This is a genomic window from Candidatus Krumholzibacteriota bacterium (genome assembly GCA_016932415.1).
GTDB lineage: Bacteria > Krumholzibacteriota > Krumholzibacteriia > Krumholzibacteriales > Krumholzibacteriaceae > Krumholzibacterium.
This window is the reverse complement of the sequence record JAFGCX010000031.1, coordinates 50,327-70,791: the sequence shown is the minus strand read 5'-3', so window position 1 is coordinate 70,791 and position 20,465 is coordinate 50,327. Positions and strand designations below refer to the sequence as shown.

The window sequence follows — 20,465 nt, the reverse complement described above, 5'->3', positions numbered from 1 at the left end:
ATGTAGCAGAATGTTCTCCTACTGCACCGAAACTCACAAAATCGAATGCTTCTTCGAGTTCTTCGAACTTAATCTTCATAATAACCTAGCTAACAATAAGTCTACTGAACTATATAACCGGATAAATACTGCGAAGGAATGCAGTATAGACCAACTGTCAAAGTGACCCAGGAGGCCGGAACCTCCTCAAAACCAGAATTTTATACGCTTTCGCCACATCCGTCTTTAAGTGATATCCTGCAAGATCTTCGCTGGATAACCGGATAATGACTGCGGTTATCCTCCCTGAGGAAATTCCATTATCAACTGAACGATTAACACTATTACCAATTTGAATATTGATAGTTGCCGCCCCTTAAAATTCAAGAATCGCTTCGAGGGGAAAGTGTATCAGAAGAATTATTCGAATTCAAGTTTTCTGTCTATTATCGAGTAGATTTCGGGAAAATCTACTGCGATCCCTGACCGGTCTTACCATCATCTTACTTTTAGAGATCAGGCGTGATCGCGGCTTAGAGGTTTTCGGCTGTAAGTTGTTGTCGATAATGGAATAAAAAAATGAGCCGCCCGGGACTTGAACCCAGCACCACCTGCTTAAAAGGCAGGTGCTCTACCGGATGAGCTAGCGGCCCATAATATGATTTTCTGATTTTTTCCAGCGCCGGCTTGCCGGCTCATCGATACAATGTAATAAGAGGACTCCGGCCTGTCAACACTATTAAAAGCCGTCTCTTATAATCGTCTTCTTTCTTTCAGGTCCGTGGGATATGAACGACGCCTTGACGGCGAGCCTCTTCTCGATCATCTCGACATATTCTCTAGCTTTGCCGGGAAGAGAAACATACTCTTCATTCTCCGCTCCGGTATCATCCCAACCATCCATCTCCTCGAAAACAGGCTTGCATTTTGAAAGGATCGCTGTGTTCTGGGGGAAATGATCGATCTTTTTCCCGTCTATCTCGTAAGCGACGCAGACCTTGACCTTCTTCAACCCTGAAAGGACATCCAGTTTCGTAAGGGCTATCTCGGAGAGTCCGTTCAATTGCACCGAATATTTCGCGGCGACCAGATCGAGCCAGCCGCATCTTCTCGGCCTTCCCGTCGTCGTCCCGAATTCGTTCCCCTTCTCGGCCAGGTATTTTCCGTCATCATCATCCAGTTCTGTCGGAAAAGGCCCATTGCCGACCCTTGTCGTATAAGCCTTGAAGATACCTATCACCCTGCCTATATCGCGCGGCGCGAGCCCCGAACCTGTCATCGCGCCACCGACCGAACATGAACTCGAGGTGACGAAGGGATATGTCCCATGATCTATGTCAAGAAGAGTGCCCTGCGCCCCCTCAAGCATGATCCTTTTCCCTTCGCTCTTCCATTGATGGATCTTTTCCTGCGTATCTATCACCATAAGGTCGATCAGTTCCCTGATATTAATCAGGTCGGAGGCTATCTTGGCGGGAGAAAGAGCCGGCGCGCCGAGCATCTCTATCACCCGGTTCACGTTCTCGACCTTCCTCGACACGAGATCGAAGAACTCTTCCTTTGGAAGGAGAAAATCGCCGATCCTGATTCCCTGGCGCGTATATTTATCAGAATACGCTGGGCCTATACCCTTTCGCGTACTACCGATACAATTGTTCTTAAGATCGCTTTCATAAAGAGTGTCGAGCAGTTTATGGTACGGCATCACTACCTGCGCCGCGGAGCTGATGAAGAGTCTTCCTTCAAAATCTATTCCCCTCGACATCAGTTCTCCGAGTTCCTTAAGGAACTCCTCCGGATCGACTACCATCCCGTTCCCCATTACCGCGATGACCCCGGGATAGAGGACTCCGGACGGGATCTGGTGAAAGGCGAACTTTCCTTCCTGAGTCACAACCGTGTGCCCGGCGTTCGCGCCACCCTGAAATCTCATGACGATGTCATGATGCGGCATGAGAAAATCTACGACCTTCGCCTTTCCCTCGTCGCCCCACTGGCCTCCAAGTACTATTGTTGCCGGCATGTATTACTCCTGTTTTGCGTCCACACGTCACAATCAGAGTGAAGTCTATGGCATGAAGATCATTTTCGCAACTTTAATTATCACCTGCTCCGGCCAGTACAAAAAAAATCCACCCGGGACAGGTGGTTTGCGTGAAAAACAGTTATTTCGGGGCGTTTTCTAATCGTCGAAGAGGCTCTTTATCAATCCCCATGTCTTCGGATCTATCGAACTGGGGATCTCTTTGATATCACCGGGGTTACTTCTCTCCGGCTCGATCTCCGCCACTCCATCGCCGTTGTCGTCTCCGATCTCAAAGCCGTTCGTATATGTATCTTTGTCGGAATCCTCCCCTGCCAGAACGGCGCTCCATACCCCGCCTCTGGCAAGGAAATCCACCCCGAACAGATTGAGCTCAGAGCTTCCCTGTCTCGGTTCTGCCGAGACATGACAGATCGCGCATCTGTAACGCGAATGATTGGGTAGTTTTTTCATTGAATCTTCAGTGCCGGATATTTTTCCAGCGCCAAGCGCTAGAATAGACATCCCAAGCACAGACAGACCCCGCCACGACGGAATTGGACGCAATTCCACCTCCTTATCTATCTGAATTATACTACCATTGTAACAGTATTTCAAGACCGCATCAGGCAATGGAGAGCTCTTTCGATATCGACTTCGAGGCCCCTCTCCTCCAGGGACCTTCCCAGGGCTTTTATCAATCTCGCGACGATATCGCGCGAATAGAGCCCCGTAAACCCCGTCCGGATTATCTTACCCTCCAGGATCCCCTGGCCCCCCGTGATTATGATCCCTTCGCGCTCTGCTACGGCATCGATCAGATCACCCGCGTCGACCGTTTCAGGGATGATGAAAGCCTGGACTGAAGATGAAGGGGTCTCGGCAAACAGGGCCAGCCCGAGAAATGATGCCGCTTCGACAAGAGAGGCGGAAGATGCCCTCTGCCTCTCAAGCCAGATATCCTTGCCGGTCGCGGATATCTTCCCGAGAGACCGATGGAGAAGCTGGAAGGAATCGATCGCCGGCGTGAATGGAAGGTCTCCGCTTGCTCTTCCCCCGTCATACTTCTCATAGCTCAGATAATAACCGCTCGGGCTGTTCTTCAGAGCTTTTGCCCTTGCCCTTTCGGAGATCAGCACGAAACTGATCCCGGCAGGGGCCTGAAGCGCCTTCTGGCCCGCTCCGACTAGAAGATCGATCCCCCAGTCATCGAATCGCAGATCTTCCGATCCGAGCGAAGCGATCGCGTCGACGATCAGGTATGGCCTCTCTTCAGAGAGGGCCTTTGCCAGCCTTTCGAGATCGAGAAGCAGCCCGGAAGTGGATTCCACGTGCGTAACGGCGAGAAATTCGGGCCTGGTGGCTGCAATCCTATCCCTTACCATTTCAATATCGATCGCCCTGCCAGGTTCAAACTTCAATATGTCGGTGCTGCACCTGTTCGAATCGGCGAGTTCCTTCCATCTGTCTCCGAATTTTCCGCCGGAGACGACGAGGACCTTCGAACCGGGAACGGTGAGGTTTACTATCGCCGACTCCATAGCTCCTGTACCAGAAGCGGTCAGCAGGTATGCCGGCGACGAGGTTCCGGCGAGCTTGCGAAGGCCCGCTTCGATCTCAAGCACTATCTCTCTGAACCGGCCTGTCCTGTGATGAAGATTTTCGAGACCGTCCCAGCTGGAACGTTGGATGTGGACGGGGCCCGGGGTCATGAGGATCGTGTCGTCGGCATTCAAATCGATCATCCCCTATATCAATGATTCGATCCATTTCCAGAGATCATCCTTGCCCTCACCGGTCTTTGAGGAGGTAAAGATCACGGGAATATCTGTATCTTCGCCCTTTCCCGTACTCTTCCCGAATTCCCTTACGGTAAAATCCTCGAAGAATGAACGGTACCTGTTCAGCGTCTTTACCCGTTCGTTGCGCCCGATCTTGTCCGACTTGGTAAAGACCGTGACAAAATCTCTTTCCGCGTCGACAAGCCGCTGTATCATGACAAGGTCGTCTTTCGTCGGAGCGTGCCTCGAATCGACGAGCTGGATCACACCCTTGAGGTTCTCTCTCTTTTCGATATACGAATAGAGCACCTTCTGCCACCCTCCCCGCATCGTCTTGGAGACCTTTGCGTATCCATATCCGGGAAGGTCGACCAGGAAGAGTTTCTCATTTATAAGGTAGAAATTTATAGTCCTTGTCTTGCCCGGTTCCTTGCTGACTCTGGCGATATTCTTCCTGCCAAGAAGCTTGTTGAGAAGAGAGGACTTGCCGACATTCGACCTGCCGGACACGGCTATCTCGGGCAGGGGCCTGTTGGGAAACCTTGAAGGCTCCAGCTCTGTGCAGACGAGGCTGAGTTCACGTATCTTCAACTGATTGTTTTCTTTTCAGTTTGTCGAATCCGAGATATCCGCCGGGATATCTGTTCCGAAAAATCCGCCCAGCCTGCGCCGATGCTTGACTCCCCAGTCGAGTTTCCTGGTAAGGGCGTTATTAAGGATCTGGTCCATCGATTCGACGGTGATGATCTTCATCTTCTTTCTTACTTCTTCAGGGAGCTCCTTGATGTTCTTCTCGTTCTCCCTGGGAAGAAGGAGCGTCTTGACTCCGGCCCGAAGGGCAGCTACTGACTTTTCGTTTATTCCTCCGATCGGCAGGACCTTGCCCCTGAGAGTCAACTCGCCGGTCATCGCGATCTCTCTCTTTACCGGGATATCGAAAAGAGCGGAAATGAGAGCCGTCGCCATTACTACTCCGGCGCTCGGCCCGTCTTTCGGAATGGCTCCTTCGGGAACATGGATGTGAACATCAATAGTCGAGAAAAAATCATTCCCGAGGTTGAGGATCTGCGACTTTGTCCTCGCGTAGCTCAGGGCGATCCTTGCCGATTCCTGCATGACGTCGCCGAGCTGGCCGGTAAGGATCAACTCTCCCTTGCCCGGCATCAGCGTCACTTCGACGTTGAGGATCTCCCCTCCCGCTTCCGTCCACGCGAGCCCTGTCGCGATTCCGACGGAAGATTTCTTTTCTATCTCGCTCTCGGTGAACTTGGGAATTCCGAGGTACGTTTCGACATTCTTCTTCGTCAGCCTTATCTTGCCGGCATTCTCATCCATCGCCAGCTTCTTCGCGACTTTCCTGCATATCGCGGCAAGTTCGCGCTCGAGGTTCCTGACTCCCGATTCCCTCGTATACTTCTGTATTATCTCTTTCATCGTCGCTTCGGATATCTTCAGCTGCTCGGGGCGTATCCCATGCGCCTTGAGCTGCTTCGGCAGCAGGAACTTCTGGGCGATCTTTATCTTTTCCAGCAGAAGGTATCCCGGAAGCCTTATGATCTCCATCCTGTCGAGCAGGGCCGGCGGGATCGAATAGATCACGTTTGCCGTCGTTATGAACATCACTTCACTGACATCGAACTCGACTTCGAGATAGTTGTCGCTGAAGTTGCTGTTCTGTTCCGGATCGAGGACCTCGAGCAGGGCCGATGAAGGGTCTCCGCGAAAGTCGGAACTCAGCTTGTCGATCTCATCGAGCAGAAAGACGGGATTCCTCGTCCCCGCTTTTCTCACGCCCTGCACTATCCTGCCCGGCATCGATCCGATATATGTCCTTCTGTGTCCCCTGATCTCGGCCTCGTCTCTCGTACCGCCCAGCGATACCCGCACGAACTTTCTTCCGATCGCGTCGGCTATCGATTTTCCAAGCGATGTCTTGCCGACGCCTGGAGGGCCGACGAAACAGAGGATCGGTCCCTTGAGATTATTGACCAGCTTCATCACCGAAAGGAATTCGAGTATTCTTTCCTTCACCTTCGCCAGTCCGTAATGATCGGCGTCGAGCTTCTTCCTCACATCCTCGATGTCGAGATTGTCTTTCGTCCTTTCCTGCCAGGGAAGAGAGGTCAGCCAGTCGAGGTAGTTTCTCACCACGGTCGCCTCTGGAGTCATCGGTGACATCATCTTGAGCCTGTCGAGTTCCTTGTAAGCGATCTTTCTCGCTTCCTTGCTCATCCGCGCTTTTTTTATCCTGCTCTTGATCTCCCTGAACTGGGCCATCTCGTCGCCATGTCCGAGTTCATCGCGGATCGCTCTCATCTTTTCATGGAGAAAAAGCTCTTTCTGGCTCTTCTGTACCTGGTTTGATACTTTATCGTCTATATCCTTCTCGACTTTCAGTATCTCTATCTCTTCGGCCAGGGTCCGGCTGAGGATCATAAGCCGTTCCTCTATGTCCTCTGTCTCGAGGATCTGCTGTTTTATCTCGTTCCTGATGATCATATGGGCAGCCACCGTATCGACGAGATTACCCCGGTCGTCGCTTCCCTGAAGAGAGAGCATCACTTCGTTGGGGATACGGTGGTTCATCCGCACGTAATCGGAAAAGAGCGTTTCGACCTTTCTCGCGAGAGCCTCGATCTTGCGGCTGATCCGTTCCTTCTCCTCGAAAGGCTCGACCCTGGCGGCGAGATAATTATCCTTTTCCACGTAATTCTTTATCTTGACCCTGTTGATCCCTTCAAGCATAAGCTTGATAGTCCCGTCGGGAAGCCTGAAGAAAAGCCCGATCCTCACTATCGTCCCCACTGAATACAGCTCGGCCGGAGAAGGGTCGTTGTCTGAAGGATTCTTCTGGGTTATTACGAGCAGTATCTTGTCTGATTCGATCGCTCTCTCGACGGCATTGACCGAGGGCTGCCTTCCCACGAGGATAGCTGTCGCCATCGACGGGAATATTACTACATCTCTAAGGGGTACGATCGGAAATATCTGGTCGGGGTGCGTATCTATACTGTTTTCATTCTTACTCATGATGCTCCAATATCTGTATTTGTTATCTGCTTCCTGGAGACCTGGGCTCAGGCTCTCTTCTTGTTTTCTTTCTCAAGAAACAGTTCCGGTTCTCTCTTGTCAACGATTGTTTCCTCGGTGATAAGGATTTTCTGCACATTCGGACGAGAAGGAACATCATACATGATATGAAGCATCGTGTCTTCGAGGATCGCTCTCAATCCTCTCGCGCCTGTCTTCCTTCGCACGGCAAGGTCCGCTATCGCCTTAAGAGCACCGGGCGTGAACTCGAGTTCCACATCCTCCATCGAGAACAGCTTCTTGTACTGCTTAAGCAATGAGCTCTTCGGTTTTATCATTATATCGATCAGCGCCTGCTGATCGAGGTCCTGAAGCGTCGCTACTATCGGCAGCCTGCCGACCAGCTCGGGGATCAACCCGTATTTAACGAGGTCCTCCGGCTGGATATGCTGCATGATCTCGTTGATCTCCTTGCGATATCCCTGTCCCCGGTCTGTCTCGAATCCGACGACCTTCCGCCCGATCCTGCGCTCGATGATCTCTTCTAGTCCCTGGAACGCTCCTCCGCATATGAAAAGGATATTTCTCGTGTCGACTTCGATGAATTTCTGCTGCGGATGCTTGCGCCCTCCCTGCGGCGGGACATTGGCGACAGTCCCCTCGAGGATCTTCAGCAGCGCCTGCTGGACACCCTCTCCCGAGACGTCCCTCGTTATCGAAGGATTTTCGCTCTTTCGCGCGATCTTGTCGATCTCGTCTATGTAGATTATCCCTCTCTCGGTCGCGGCAAGGTTGTAGTCTGTTTTCTGCAGAAGCCTGACAAGGATATTCTCGACGTCCTCGCCGACATAGCCCGCTTCGGTAAGGCTCGTCGCGTCGGCGATCGCGAAAGGCACCTTCAGGAAACGCGCCAGCGTCTGCGCGAGAAGGGTCTTTCCGACGCCTGTCGGCCCGGCAAGAAGGATGTTGCTCTTTTCGAGCTCTATATCATCCGTCCCTCTTTCGTGCCGGATCCTCTTGTAGTGATTATAGACCGCGACGGCAAGGCTGATCTTCGCCTCATCCTGGCCAACGACGTAACTGTCGAGATTCTCCTTTATTTCGACCGGTTTTGGAAAATGCTCCTCATCGTACAGGACAGCCCCCGACATCTCGTCTTCGAGGATGTCATTACACAATCTTATACATTCATTGCATATGTACACGGAAGGACCGGATACAAGCTTGGCGACTTCATCCTGTCCCCTTCCGCAGAATGAACATTTTATCGCTCTTGGAGATTGTGTCTTCTTTTTCATAGGGCTTTCAACACTCCTTATTGTATAGATCTTCCTCTACTTATATTATACAACAATAGCGGAGAATCGTTCACAAAGTTCTACTGCTTTTTATCGCTTTTCGATATAAGCACGTTATCTATAAGTCCATATTCAAGAGCTTCCTCGGCGGACATGAAGTAGTCCCTGTCCGTGTCCTTGGCAACCTTCTTTACAGATTGTCCGGTGTGGTGGGCGATTATGCCGTTGAGCTTGTCCTTGAGCTTGATTATCTCCTTCGTGTATATCTCGATCGTGCTGGCCTGTCCCTGGGAACCGCCCGATGGCTGATGGATCATGACCCTCGCGTGCGGAAGTATCGATCTCTTGCCCTTGTTTCCCGCGCAGAGAAGGACCGCTCCCATGCTTGCCGCCTGTCCCATGCATATCGTCGCGATATCACAGGAAATATACTGCATCGTGTCGTAAATCGCCAGTCCGGCGGAGACAACGCCACCGGGACTGTTGATATAGATGAAGATATCCCTCTCCGGATCCTCCGCCTCAAGGAAAAGAAGCTGGGCTATTACAGCGTTCGCCATATTATCTTCGATCTGAGTACCGATAAAGATTATCCTGTCTTTCAAAAGACGGGAATATATGTCGTAAGTGCGTTCTTCCCTCCCCCTCGTCTCGATCACGTACGGGATTGGAATATTTTTTATTACTTTATCGGCCATTTCAGATCTCCTTCTCTATTTCTCAACCAGGGTTTTATTCCTTCTCCAGCAGGATCTCGAAGATCCTCTTTTCACGCAAGCGGCTGCGCAGATTATTATAATTCTCGCTTCCCTTCTCAATGACCTTCCTGACCTCTTCAAGCTCTCTACCGCCTTCTTCGGCAAGTCTTTCGATCTCTTTATCCATATCTCCGGCAGAGATCTCGACTTTCTCGAGGTTGGCGATATGGCCGAGAAGGAAATACCTCTTGATATTTCTTCTTGCCATCCGGTCAAAGAATTCCGTCATCTCTTTCTTCTTCTCTTCATCCTCCTCCGGAGGCATCCCGCTCATCGATCTTCTTCTTTCGTCCTCGCTTTCGAGTTCGCTCCTGAATCGCTCTATCATGCTTCCGGGTACATCGAACGGGTTTTTTTCCAGTATCCTGTCCACCGCCTCTTCTTCGACCTTGCGCCTTGCTTCCCGGCTTTTCTCATCGAGGAGCTTTTCCCTGATGTCATTCCTCAGGTCATCGACAGTCTTGAACTTCTCGTCTATCCTCGCGGCGAACTGGTCGTCGATCTCCGGAAGGATCTTTTCCTTCACTTCCTTGACTGTGAACCGGAAACTTACTTTCAGTCCCGCAAGCCTTTCAGGCTTGTAGTCATCGGGATAGTCTATCGCCACTTCGCCCTCTTCGCCGGCTTTTTTCCCAAGGATCGCCTTCTCGAATTCGGGGAAAAGCTGCCCCTCGCCCAGCTGAACGGGATAATCCTTCATTCCCCTGTCGTTTTCAGGTTCCCCCTGTTCATCTATCGAGACATAATCTATCGTCACCATATCGTTGCTTCGCGCTTCATGGTCGACGGTGTTATAGGAGACCTCGCGCTGCTGAAGATTCTTCAGTACATTCTCGATCTCCTTATCTTCGACACTGACCTCTTCGGGCTTCGAAGCAAGCCCCCTGTACTGCTTCAGTTCTATCCGGGGCGCCGTCTCAAGTTCGACCTTGAAAGTAAGAGGCTTGTCATCTTCGGCTACTATCTCGCTGAAGACCGGCTCTCCGATCGGCTGGACCTTTTCGCTGTAAAGAGCATGCTCGTAGGCCATAGGCAATACGACCTTCATCGCCTCGTTATGGATCTCGCCGGCAAACTGGGTCTTTACCCTGTCTCTTGGAGCCTTTCCTTTGCGGAATCCCGGGAGAACGATCGATTTCATCATATTCTTCAGTATCCGCTCTTTCTCTCCGGTGAAAAGATCCGATCGGACCTCTATATTGAGTATTTTCCTGCAATCATCCTCTTCGGTGATATTTACGCTGATACCGAGATCTTCAAGATTCTCTGCCATGATTCCTTTCCTCTGAAACGGCCAGTTTTTCCTCCGGCTGGTAATTTTTCTCCTGGTGCGAGAGGGGGGACTTGAACCCCCACGGGTTGCCCCACTGGATCCTAAATCCAGCGCGTCTGCCAATTCCGCCACTCTCGCGCTATATCCTATCTTCTTTTTTTCCAACTGGTTCAAAACAGCGTCTTATTCGATTCGATTCGACAGCCCAGCCGGTCACCGGTTAATCTAATAGGTAACAGCGTATTATTCAATCTTTTTACAGCAAATCTCCTGCCAGCCCAAGGAGATCTATCGCCCGGTAAATTCGGCTTTTCGCTTTTCGAGGAAGGCAAGAGTACCTTCCTTCATATCCTCTGTTCCGCACGTAAGCGCGAAGAGGTTCGTCTCTATCCTGCACCCTTCCTCGAACGACACTTCAGATCCGTGCAACACAGCTTCCATATTAGCCCTCAGCGCGAATGGAGGCTTGGCGGCGAGGGTATCAGCCATTTCAAGGACGGCGCTTTCGAGTTCCCCGTCCGGGACTACCCTGTTCAGCAGCCCCAGGGCTAGCGCTTCATCAGCTTTTAAAACCCTTCCGGTCAGCACGAGTTCCATCGCGATCCCCCGGGGGATCAGCCTCGCGAGCCTCTGCGTCCCTCCGAAACCCGGGATAGTACCGAGATTTATCTCCGGCTGGCCGAGGCGGGCTTTCTCCGAGGCGATCCTCAGCGTGCACGCCATCGCGATCTCACATCCGCCTCCGAGCGCGAATCCGCAGATCGACGCAATTACCGGTTTCTCAAGGAATTCTATCAGGTTGCAAAGCCTGTGGCCCCTTGCCGAATATTCCTTCCCGTCGAGCATATCCTGCTTGGAAAGCTCGTTGAGGTCAGCTCCGGCGGCGAAAGCCTTTCCTCCTGCGCCCTCGAGGATCACCACCGATATCGAATCGTCGGATCTTATCCCGGTGAACGCCTCGGTTAATTCCATAACTGTCTTTATACTCAAGGCGTTAAGCTTATCAGGCCTGTTGATCGCGACTCTCGCCAGCCAGTCTTTCTTCTCTACCGTGATACATTGATATCCCATTAAATTCTCCTTTCTTGACTGAGACATTAAAGATGGCATACACGTTGCTGTCAATATAAAATTACCTGATGAACGATTGAAAAATATGCAGGTTAGGAGAATATAAAAGTATGAGATCGGATAAATCGACATATCTGATTATATTATTGGTGGTTATGCTATTTTCTACAACACGGGCCAACCTCGCCGCTGAGACCTCCGGTAATGATACGCAGTCGGTAGAGAGTATCATGAGACAGCAGATAATCGGGTTTCTTCAGTCGGGAGGGAAACCATCGGATCTGCCTCCCTCGCATCTTCTGCACCCTCTTTCAAAAGCGCCTTTGACAGCGATGACATCGTTTCTGGTGATGAATGGGGACGCGGCGATGATGGAACGCTTTTATCCCGTCATCAGCAGGATCACCCTTGATAATTTCAAGGATGACGCGCTCACCCGTCATGGTTTTATCAAGGGCAGCCCGGCACGCACCGACACGGAAAAGATCGCTCTCTCGCCATCGGTCAACAGTCTCGCCGCGATCGAGCTTCACGCCCTTTCGATGATCGCTGCCGGAGCGGGAAAATATGAAGAAGCCCTGGAACTTCACCTCTGGTCGAAACAGCTTGCCGCGAAGAATGAACGGACATTCTTCGATCATTCGATGGACGCCTTTTTTCCTGTCTCGGAAAAAGGGCACTATCTCACCCTTTTTACGCCGGAATTCCTTCTCCCGATGGTGATCGACAGGATGCTTGGTCCGAGCAGGAGGATAAGCGTCGCTGACAGGTCGATATACAAGACAGCATCGGGACAGGGCGGTGAAATGATCAATGGGGCGATGTGGGATGATCCCGATATGCGACCGGTGGTTTTCAGCCTTCTGTCGAATATAGACAAATTCCCGATCGAACGGCTCGCTCAGCTTTACGATCAGAAGAGCAAAACGGGCGGGACGGGCTCCCGGCGGGGCGATAACGAGTGGACCGGATACTGGAGCCGGCCCGGCAGGAGCAACGCGCTTTTTCCCCGTTCGGACATTATTTCGTCACTCGTCAATTTCACATCGATACTGAAAAGGGAATCGCTTCTTAATGAGAAATATCGCGCCGCTCTCTATTCCGACGTGGAGGCGCTGTCGTCAATCCTTGAAAAAAACGAACTCGATCTTGAAAATCATATATCGTCGATCACCATCGTCAACAGATTGCTGATGAGCGTGGGTGAGGTCTCATCGATACTCAACGCGGGAGACAAACTCTGGAAGATCCTCGACGAGACCAGGTGGAACCGCCTCTCCCCGAGGACGAGGAAGATCGTGGCGAAAGGATCAGTCGAATCGATCGAGGAACTGCTCGAGGCCAAGGCCGCCCTTTCGGCGATGATGATGGAAACGACCGGTATCGAAGCGGCGGTGACCGTCCCTGAAAAAGCTGTGCGCACCGGCGAGGCTGTCCCGGTCGGGATATCTCTCGGAAGCGCCCGGGCGCCCCTTGAAATAAAAAGACTATATATCCAGATTTCGGGAAACAGGTGGATGCTTGCCGATGAGGGGATCTCAGTTGCCCCAGGAGCCCCGGAAGACCGGAACAGATGGGAACGAATGCTTGTGCTTCCACCCTCTTCCGAACCGGGAGTCGTGACCCTTCCGCTGTTTTTTGATTTTATGCATGAAGGGAAGAGGATCGAGATCCACATGGTCGAAAGCGTCACGCTGACTACGGGGTACGACCTCTCTCTTGAATTCCCCGCCGGCCGAAGGTTATCGGAGGGCCGGCCGGTACCTGTGAACATCTCTGTCAGGTACAGGCCTGATCAGCGGCTGCAAGGTATCGTAGATGGAGTATTCCTTGAAAAAATGAGCTGTTCTCCGGAACTCCCGGCAAGATTCATAATCGATCCTTCCAGGGAGATCACCACGCTGCCTCTTGAAATTTCTCTCGCGGGCGGGCTTTCACCAGGCGTATACCCCTTTTCCCTGTCAGTGATACTTGACGGAAAGAGAATCGCGCTCTTCGAAGAGAAACTCCTCAGGCCCTTCGACTGGCTGCACCTCGGCCCGGTAAAGAACCGAAGATGGGCTCTTGAAGAAGCGGTCCAGCTCCAGGACGATCTATACAGCACTTATATGTCTGTCGACGGCAGGACCCTGAGGTGGAGAAATGTGGCTCCGGGGGCGATAGATTCGCGCGGGGCCGTTCTCCCCGATCGTCTTTACGGCTCGGGATCGGAAAGGGCGATGCTTCTTTACACAGCCGTCGAGCTGACAACGGGGAAAAAAGTAAAATGGTCGATCGATACGCCGAATTCAGTCTCGTTCTGGATCAATTCGACGGAGATATTATCCGCCAGCAGCACCGGGCAGGCATACTCCGGGACCGCGGTCCTGAGAAAAGGACATAATTCGCTCCTTATCTCTTCTTTCTGGACCGATCAGCCATCGCCGGTCCTTCTGACGATCGTCGATGAATCAGGATTGCCGGTTGCCGGTCTCGTCAACAAGACATACAGCATGCCGGATGATCCACCCTCGGACCGAATAAATACTACCGGACAGATCGCTGGAGAAGTTACCGACCAGCCGCGCGGCGTGACTTTCAGCCTGAATTATCCCGATGCCACCGAAGTGTCGGTCATCGGCGAATTCAACAACTGGGCGGCCGATGCCGCCCCGATGAGAAAGAGCGCTCGCGGGACTTGGCAGGCGCTCCTTACCCTTCCCAGCGGCAGGTACACATATCGATTCCTGATCGACAAGAAACTGAAGATCATAGACCCTGCGAACGAGAACCAGGAACCTGACGGATTCGGAAGTTTCAACTCGGTCCTGATCGTCAAATAAGATCAGAAATTGACTCGAAGAAGTGTCAGCAGGTAGTTCAGAAGACCTCCCGTGAGGATCGAGACTGTCGCTACAAGCAGCAATATCGCCGACGCCACCTTCACGCCCAGTTCCTTCACCGTGACTATCAATGTCGCAAGGCACGGAAGAAAGAGACTCATCACGACAAGCGATACGACGATCTGGTTTCCCGACAGCTGGCCGCTCTGCCAGAGACTGTACAATCCAGCCGCACCGTAATCCCTTCTGAAAAATCCGACTATGAATACCGCGGCCGTCTCGACCGGAAGCCCGAGAAATCTTGACGTCACCGGTTCGACGAGCCAGTAGACGATCTTCATGCCGCCCGACTTGTCGAGGGTGAAAAGGATCAAAGTGGCAAGTATGAAATATGGAAGAGCTTCTTTCAGAAACCACTTCGCCCTCGCCCCTGTCTTAAGGATTATATTTGCCGCTCTCGGCACTCGCAGCGGGGGAAGCTCGATTATGAAATCGGATGTCTTTCCGGCGAGCAGGCGCCCGAGGATAAACCCGGCGACCAGAAGTTCGGCGATGACTATAAAGCTGATCATAAGGACTGCTCTGAACGAGATCGCCGACATCAGTGCCAGCATCACGCCCAGTTGCGCTGAACATGGAACAGCGAGGGCGAGAAGGGTGACGACGATGATCCTTTCTTTTCTCGATTCAAGGATCCTGCTGGCAAGCACAGCCATCGTCACGCACCCGAATCCGAGAACGAACGGCAGGGTCGCTTTTCCGTTTACACCCAGGATCTTGAATCCATTGTTAGTCAGAACCGTCAGCCTGGGGAAATACCCGGTATCCTCGAGGATCCCGAAGACGAGAAAGAACATGACTACTATCGGCAGAACAATCGATATCGAATATGTCAACCCCATACTGATGATGCCGTAGTCACCGACAAGAAGGTCGGATATGAAACCATCTCCTGAATACTTTGCCGCGAAGGGGATCACAAACCTGCGAAAAAGGCCGTTTTCGAGGAAATCGACCAGACTGCCGGCCGCGAAGACCCCGACCAGTTCGTAGATAAGAAATATCACGGCGGCGAGCATCAGATACCCCGTGACCGGGTGAAGGGTGAAACGGTCCATCCGCTCGGCGCCGGCGATCGAAATGCCCAGCACCATGAGAAAGAGGACCGGAAGGGTCGGACAGAGGCCCCAATCCATGAGATTCGCTCTCCCGAAAAACAGGATCAGGACCAGCCATACGCCGGCTATCGAAAGCGCCGGTATAAAATTGAAGAATCCCCTGCCGCCTGCCGATCTCCCCGCCTCTTTTCTGATCACCGCTTTATCGATGATCTTATCGACTTCCTTTTTTCTCGCCGAGATTATCTGGTAAGAGACCGGCTCGGGCATCTCCTCTTCCTTCTGTTTCATCAACGCCGTGATGCCACCAAGTTTTTTCCCGTCCACTTCCAGATCGTCCTCGAAGATATCGATGTCGCCAGAGATCAGAGTCAACAGGCTGAACAGATCGTATTTAGCCAGGCCATTGACGCGCTCTTTCGCTTCCGATACCGCTCTGGCGATGACAGGAGGATATTCGACGCTGATCCCGCACGTTACGGCGCTGTCTGAATTGATGACCGACACGAGCCTTGAAAGACCGCGCTTTTCGACAGCTACCGTCTCGATCACATCGACTCCGAGGACCGATGAAAGAAGTTCGACATCGATCTCGACCCCCCTCTGTCTCGCCTCATCCATCATGTTCAGGACGACTATCATCCTGCAACCTGTTTCGGCGATCTGAGTGGTGAGGATAAGACCACGATATATGTTTTTCGCGTCTATCACCTGGATGACAGTGGCATCGGTGTTCTGAAGAAGGATGTCCCTGGTGACCTTTTCATCTTCGCTGGCGGGAAAAAGCGAGTTGACACCGGGAGTATCTATCACTTCCCTGTCGTGCCTGTGTCTCATTGCCCCGGATGATACCTCGACTGTCGTTCCGGGATAGTTCGATATAACGGTATAGCTTCCGGTGAGATAATTGAATATTACGCTTTTACCTACGTTTGGATTTCCTACGAGGAGAATTTTTTTGTTTTGGGCTGTTTCCACTGAAATATCCGTAACGTTATTCTCGCTGTCGTTCAGCTTCTGATAATATAAATATCCTCTACGATCTTCTTGTCGAGAGCAAGCTGCGTCTCGTCAAGAAAGACGACAAATGATGGCTCTCTCTGGTGGACCTTGATCTGCCGCCCAGGAAACAATCCCAGGGAAGTAAGGCGATCGAGCCTGTCATGGTCTTTCATAGTCATGTAAAGGACCCTTCCTTTTTCTCCGGAGCGAAGACGGCTGAGCGGTATCACCGCCGATTCTACCTGGCGTTGAGCTCTCTCGCAGCATTCACCGGGCGGAATCGGGTTGCCGTGCGGACATAACTTGGGATGACCGAGCAGGACGCATATATGATCTGTCACTTCGGGAGAAAGGAAATGTTCGAAGCGGCAGGCGTTCGTCTCAATATATTCATTATTCCTGACATTCAGGACATCGGCAAGAAGCCTCTCGGCAAGTCTGTGTCTCCTGATGATCTTTTCTCCCCGGGCCCTGCCTTCCACCGTGAAATCATACCCTTCGCCCTTTTTTTTCAGAAGTCCACTGCCGACAAGCGAACGAATCATCTCGGCCGTTATGATCCCCCGGTGGTCTCTATTGATAATTCCTTCATCATCAACAGGTTTTCCGCGTTCCATTATTACCCAGACCGCCTCCAGCACTTCATCTTCAGGATCATGAAAACAAATTTTTTTATCCATCCTGCCGACCTCCCTTCCAACGATGGCTGAGTCTAAATATCGCCTTATCTCCTGTCAATCTCAATATTTCTTTCTTTAAATCATATTTATCATTATATTTGTACTGAAAAAGGAAGATAAGGCGCTACTCGAAAGGAGACGAATTGGCGATTAACTCAGTTCCTCTGTCCGCGAAGATTCTTGCCAGATCGGCGATAATACTGGTCATCTGCCTCTTGTCCCTTCATCTTTTATCTTCCACCGCGTTGACTCAGACCGACCGCAGGATAAACATCGCGCTTCTTGGTTCCTTTTCGGCGCTTGACGCCGATTATTTCGGACTCGATCAGGCCGCGGGGATCGATGCCGCGTTCCGTTACGAGATATATACCAATCTTTATCTGGAAAGCAGGCTCGGATCGTATGCCTGCAGCGGCAACGGAGAGAATATTCATGGATTCAACAGCCAGATAGGCCTGATCGCCTTCTCATCCCATTTCCTTCCGTTCAGGCCCGGAGTAAGAGCGGCCTTCGCGCTTCAATCGGCAAACCCTATAACGGTCACCCCCACCGACACCTTCAAACCATCACAGACGACCTTTTACCTGGTCACCGGGTTGAACCTCGGAAGGTATGTATGGAAGAAGATGCTCGTTGAGGCGGGAATCGACGTACTTTATGCTCCGTACGAGTATACTATCTACCGTTTCGACCGGCAGAGCGTCTCGGCGCAAAACTCCCAGTTCGTCCATTATACCTTCTCGCTGGGAGCATCATACTCGTTTTAGAACGGGTATCGACAGGTCAGGGGAGGAATACGACTTTGACGGTTTTTTTCGCGGTACCGTTATCAAGGATAATAAAATAGACAGATGCCGATGTCCCGGAGCGAGGGATCCATACTATCGTATTTTCACCTCTCGTGTACGGCGCCCGTTCGATCGAATCGATGCGCCGGCCCGACACATCATAGACGAGCATCTCTATCATCATAGGCCGGTCGAGGAAAAAATCGACCGATACCGATTCCGCGAACGGGTTGGGATAGGCACGATCGAGAGAAAAGGGTTCATCCTCGATACTCCACGGCCCGGCAAGGATCAGGTCCTCCGACCTGCCGGGATAAAAGGCGGTTATCCTGTATGAATACTCTATCTCCGGTATGACGCCGCTGTCCGACCAGATGAATTCCCCAGAGCCTTCCCTGAAAGTATCCGCCCTTACCGGTACGAAACCTGTCCCTTCCGACTTTCTGTAAAGCATGCACCCTGTGAGCCCTTCGGTAAGGTAGACATCCCATAAGATATCTATCGTACTTCTCATCGATTCTACTCTGAACGGACCGAAGACCGACTCGACAGCGAGAGCGCCGGGGAGAGAGGATGTCTGAGCGTCTCCGCTTATGACGGTAAGATCCCACAGGCCGCGGTAGAGCTGTTCCGCTTCGAACGATCCCTCTAACGATCCCTCTCCGAACCATTCGGTCTCCATGGCTGGAATGATCGTCGCGCCGTTGGAAAGGAAACAGGTCGAGCCATAGAGGAATCCGGAACCTGCTATATCAAGGATCACTGTCTGATCCTCTCCCCTGACAACAGAACCAGGCTCGACTGAGGAAATCACGGGGGCGGGCATCCCTGCTCTGAAGAATGCCGATCCTCCGGAGATCCCACGTATCGAAACAGGGGTTGAAAGCCCGTCGTTTCCCCTGCTCGACGGCACCGTGTACGAGTCGAAATCACTATTTCCAGTGCTTCCCGGAAAAGGGTCGCCCTTGTCGCCGGTATTGGGCGGGACCAGATACGCAAGCAGATCGAACTGCCCGTCAGCTTCCTGCAGGACGAGACCCCGCGCCTGCGTATTGGAATATCCCCCACTGTTACCAAGATCCGAGAAGGCTATGCTGTTTTCGGCGTGCCACACCAGAAGTCCCGAACCGGGAAGGTTCATATCAAAACCTCCCCGCTGGCGGTTCTCGACGAGAAAATATTCGGCAGGATCAGAGCCGCAACGCCAACCCCCCTCATCTTTCTCGAAATCGCATGTATACTCGTTACCACCCCCGTAAAGTCCGACGTTATCGATATTCAGCGACCAGCCTTCCATTGAATCGTACCTGTTGTCCTCGTCGCTGAAATTAAAATCCGAGACGAAGAGAAACCTCATGATGAAATCCACCGGACCCTGGGGAAGAAACGGCTCCAGGTCTATCTCCTCCCTGAACGGGTAGACCGTTCCCGTATACTGAGCGACGAGATGCGAACTACCACCGGCGTCGAGATAGAGATAGACGTTATCGTACTCCGGTTCGACATCCAAGCCGATATTGTATTCAAAGATCAAGCTGCCGTTTCCATCAGTGTGAAATGGATGAAAGATCGATTCGTTCCACCCGTTCCCATACCCCGCTCCTCCGTTCCATCCCCTCGCCGACGCCTCGGCTTCGGTATAGGCGCAAATCATCGCTTTTCCGCCCACTGGGAACGGATTCGGCATCCTGCGGAAACGTTTCGATGGCAATACCAGTTTCAGGACAGTTCCACCCTCGTTTATCGATTCAAGAACGCGCTCCTCTTCGACCCAGCCGATCTCTACAGGATCTATCCAGCCAAGCTGTTCGCGCGACCACGCGGACAGGTGCGCCGGCGACTTGGGAGTATTCCAGTTACCACTCCCCATCAGTCCCCAGAAACCTATCCCTCTTCCTCCGCCGTTATAGTCATAAAGGTCCGGAAGCCCGAGGGAATGGCCGAACTCGTGGCAGAAGACTCCTATCTCTATCAGACCGCCTTCGCAGGAAACTGCAGGGGCTATAAAATAATCATCGATGACTATATGGCCTCCACCGGCGGATATATCCTGCGTCTCGAGAGGCTCCCTCTCTTCGTTCCATGATGAATACTGCCATGAATGAGACCAGATATGATCGGGACCGCCGCATTCTCCTCCCCTTGCGGGATGAACAATGACGAGAAGATCGACATAACCGTCGTCATCCCCCGAATTTGCCACACCGTCGGGGCCATCGTTGTCATAAAGACCGAAATCGATGACGCCGTCGAGAGCGGCGACAGTCTCGGCGATCATCTCGTCCGTGTGCGATACGCCGGGAGTAAGGCCGTGATTCACCGGCCCTGTATAATATATCTCTGGTTGCGAAAGCTCCGCCCAGCCGTATACTTTTCCTGAGACGTCAAGATTCCCGAAAGAGTTCTCGCTGTAATATTCGGAAAAAGTTCCCGGAAAAGCCGGACCATCGAAGAGTATTCTCTGGAGTTCTTCCACAGACTCCGGCGTCTCGCTGAAATCGCTGAAGGCGCCTGTTATCACAGGTATTACGAAATCACCGGTAACCGGCGGCAGAGTGCTCCCCTTGATGACCGCTCCCGATCCTCCGGCAGAGGCATCGGGGAACGGCATAAAATGATTTTTATCGTGAAGAAAAGACCTTCTGCTTTTCAACCACCTTAGCCCAGGCCTGAAAGCGCCTTTCTCTTCCTTGAGCGTCTTCAGACAGGACTCGGGCATGGGGCCGCCGTCTCGGGGAGAGACCGGCCTCGAAAGGCCCGCGCCGGGGATCGTGCCCAGCAGGATCAGAGCCAGGGCAAGTCCGCAAAAAAATCTGGTCGTTGAAAAAAACAGTTTCAAAAT

General features: G+C 52.1%; 14 protein-coding genes and 2 tRNA genes. 2 read left to right on the top strand and 14 right to left on the bottom strand.

The window, feature by feature from the left end:
* Positions 1-559 precede the first annotated feature (559 nt).
* The 11 genes from JW814_11040 to JW814_10990 all read right to left on the bottom strand — a co-directional run bounded on the left by JW814_11040 (position 560) and on the right by JW814_10990 (position 11,213).
* A tRNA-Lys gene (locus JW814_11040) sits at positions 560-632 on the bottom strand.
* An 86-nt stretch (positions 633-718) separates the two neighbouring features.
* Complete coding sequence (locus JW814_11035; protein MBN2071981.1) at positions 719-2,002, bottom strand: adenylosuccinate synthase; 1,284 nt, start codon at positions 2,000-2,002, stop codon at positions 719-721.
* 159 nt (positions 2,003-2,161) lie between these two features.
* Positions 2,162-2,569: a hypothetical protein gene (locus JW814_11030; GenBank protein MBN2071980.1), complete on the bottom strand. Its 408-nt coding sequence runs from the start codon at positions 2,567-2,569 to the stop codon at positions 2,162-2,164.
* Positions 2,570-2,616: 47 nt separating this feature from the next.
* Positions 2,617-3,738: an alanine--glyoxylate aminotransferase family protein gene (locus JW814_11025; protein ID MBN2071979.1), complete on the bottom strand. Its 1,122-nt coding sequence runs from the start codon at positions 3,736-3,738 to the stop codon at positions 2,617-2,619.
* 12 nt (positions 3,739-3,750) lie between these two features.
* The gene (locus tag JW814_11020) at positions 3,751-4,374 is read right to left on the bottom strand and encodes a YihA family ribosome biogenesis GTP-binding protein (GenBank protein ID MBN2071978.1); all 624 of its coding nucleotides are present in this window, start codon (positions 4,372-4,374) and stop codon (positions 3,751-3,753) included.
* Between the two features lie 15 nt (positions 4,375-4,389).
* Entirely contained in the window at positions 4,390-6,813 is a 2,424-nt protein-coding gene (gene lon / locus JW814_11015; GenBank protein ID MBN2071977.1) for an endopeptidase La, read from the bottom strand.
* Positions 6,814-6,860: 47 nt separating this feature from the next.
* Positions 6,861-8,111, bottom strand: coding sequence for an ATP-dependent Clp protease ATP-binding subunit ClpX (gene clpX / locus JW814_11010; GenBank protein ID MBN2071976.1), 1,251 nt, complete (start codon positions 8,109-8,111; stop codon positions 6,861-6,863).
* An 80-nt stretch (positions 8,112-8,191) separates the two neighbouring features.
* The gene (gene clpP / locus JW814_11005) at positions 8,192-8,809 is read right to left on the bottom strand and encodes an ATP-dependent Clp endopeptidase proteolytic subunit ClpP (GenBank protein ID MBN2071975.1); all 618 of its coding nucleotides are present in this window, start codon (positions 8,807-8,809) and stop codon (positions 8,192-8,194) included.
* A 34-nt stretch (positions 8,810-8,843) separates the two neighbouring features.
* Positions 8,844-10,142 (bottom strand): trigger factor, encoded by a 1,299-nt coding sequence (gene tig, locus JW814_11000; protein MBN2071974.1) that lies wholly within the window; start codon positions 10,140-10,142, stop codon positions 8,844-8,846.
* 53 nt (positions 10,143-10,195) lie between these two features.
* Positions 10,196-10,280: transfer RNA gene (locus tag JW814_10995), tRNA-Leu, on the bottom strand.
* A gap of 150 nt (positions 10,281-10,430) precedes the next feature.
* Entirely contained in the window at positions 10,431-11,213 is a 783-nt protein-coding gene (locus JW814_10990) for an enoyl-CoA hydratase/isomerase family protein (protein ID MBN2071973.1), read from the bottom strand.
* Positions 11,214-11,323: 110 nt separating this feature from the next.
* Between JW814_10990 and JW814_10985 the strand changes: the two genes are divergently transcribed.
* Complete coding sequence (locus tag JW814_10985; GenBank protein MBN2071972.1) at positions 11,324-14,035, top strand: isoamylase early set domain-containing protein; 2,712 nt, start codon at positions 11,324-11,326, stop codon at positions 14,033-14,035.
* A gap of 2 nt (positions 14,036-14,037) precedes the next feature.
* On the opposite strand, the gene JW814_10980 is transcribed toward JW814_10985, so the two are convergent.
* Together JW814_10980 and JW814_10975 are read right to left on the bottom strand one after the other, a co-directional pair.
* Complete coding sequence (locus JW814_10980; protein MBN2071971.1) at positions 14,038-16,131, bottom strand: ferrous iron transporter B; 2,094 nt, start codon at positions 16,129-16,131, stop codon at positions 14,038-14,040.
* A gap of 32 nt (positions 16,132-16,163) precedes the next feature.
* Positions 16,164-16,835, bottom strand: coding sequence for a metal-dependent transcriptional regulator (locus JW814_10975; GenBank protein ID MBN2071970.1), 672 nt, complete (start codon positions 16,833-16,835; stop codon positions 16,164-16,166).
* 143 nt (positions 16,836-16,978) lie between these two features.
* On the opposite strand from JW814_10975, the gene JW814_10970 reads away from it, so the two are divergent.
* A complete protein-coding gene (locus JW814_10970) occupies positions 16,979-17,602 on the top strand; it encodes a hypothetical protein (GenBank protein MBN2071969.1) in 624 nt (207 codons plus the stop codon).
* Between the two features lie 16 nt (positions 17,603-17,618).
* Here JW814_10970 and JW814_10965 read toward each other — a convergent pair whose 3' ends face one another.
* Entirely contained in the window at positions 17,619-20,462 is a 2,844-nt protein-coding gene (locus tag JW814_10965) for a M6 family metalloprotease domain-containing protein (GenBank protein ID MBN2071968.1), read from the bottom strand.
* Positions 20,463-20,465 lie beyond the last annotated feature (3 nt).

Bases quoted from the DNA above. Each gene is read 5' to 3' on its own strand.
- JW814_11035 (MBN2071981.1), bottom strand. From the start codon at position 2,002: ATGCCGGCAACAATAGTACTTGGAGGCCAGTGGGGCGACGAGGGAAAG.
- lon (MBN2071977.1), bottom strand. From the start codon at position 6,813: ATGAGTAAGAATGAAAACAGTATAGATACGCACCCCGACCAGATATTT.
- clpX (MBN2071976.1), bottom strand. From the start codon at position 8,111: ATGAAAAAGAAGACACAATCTCCAAGAGCGATAAAATGTTCATTCTGC.
- clpP (MBN2071975.1), bottom strand. From the start codon at position 8,809: ATGGCCGATAAAGTAATAAAAAATATTCCAATCCCGTACGTGATCGAG.
- tig (MBN2071974.1), bottom strand. From the start codon at position 10,142: ATGGCAGAGAATCTTGAAGATCTCGGTATCAGCGTAAATATCACCGAA.
- JW814_10990 (MBN2071973.1), bottom strand. From the start codon at position 11,213: ATGGGATATCAATGTATCACGGTAGAGAAGAAAGACTGGCTGGCGAGA.
- JW814_10985 (MBN2071972.1), top strand. From the start codon at position 11,324: ATGAGATCGGATAAATCGACATATCTGATTATATTATTGGTGGTTATG.
- JW814_10975 (MBN2071970.1), bottom strand. From the start codon at position 16,835: ATGGATAAAAAAATTTGTTTTCATGATCCTGAAGATGAAGTGCTGGAG.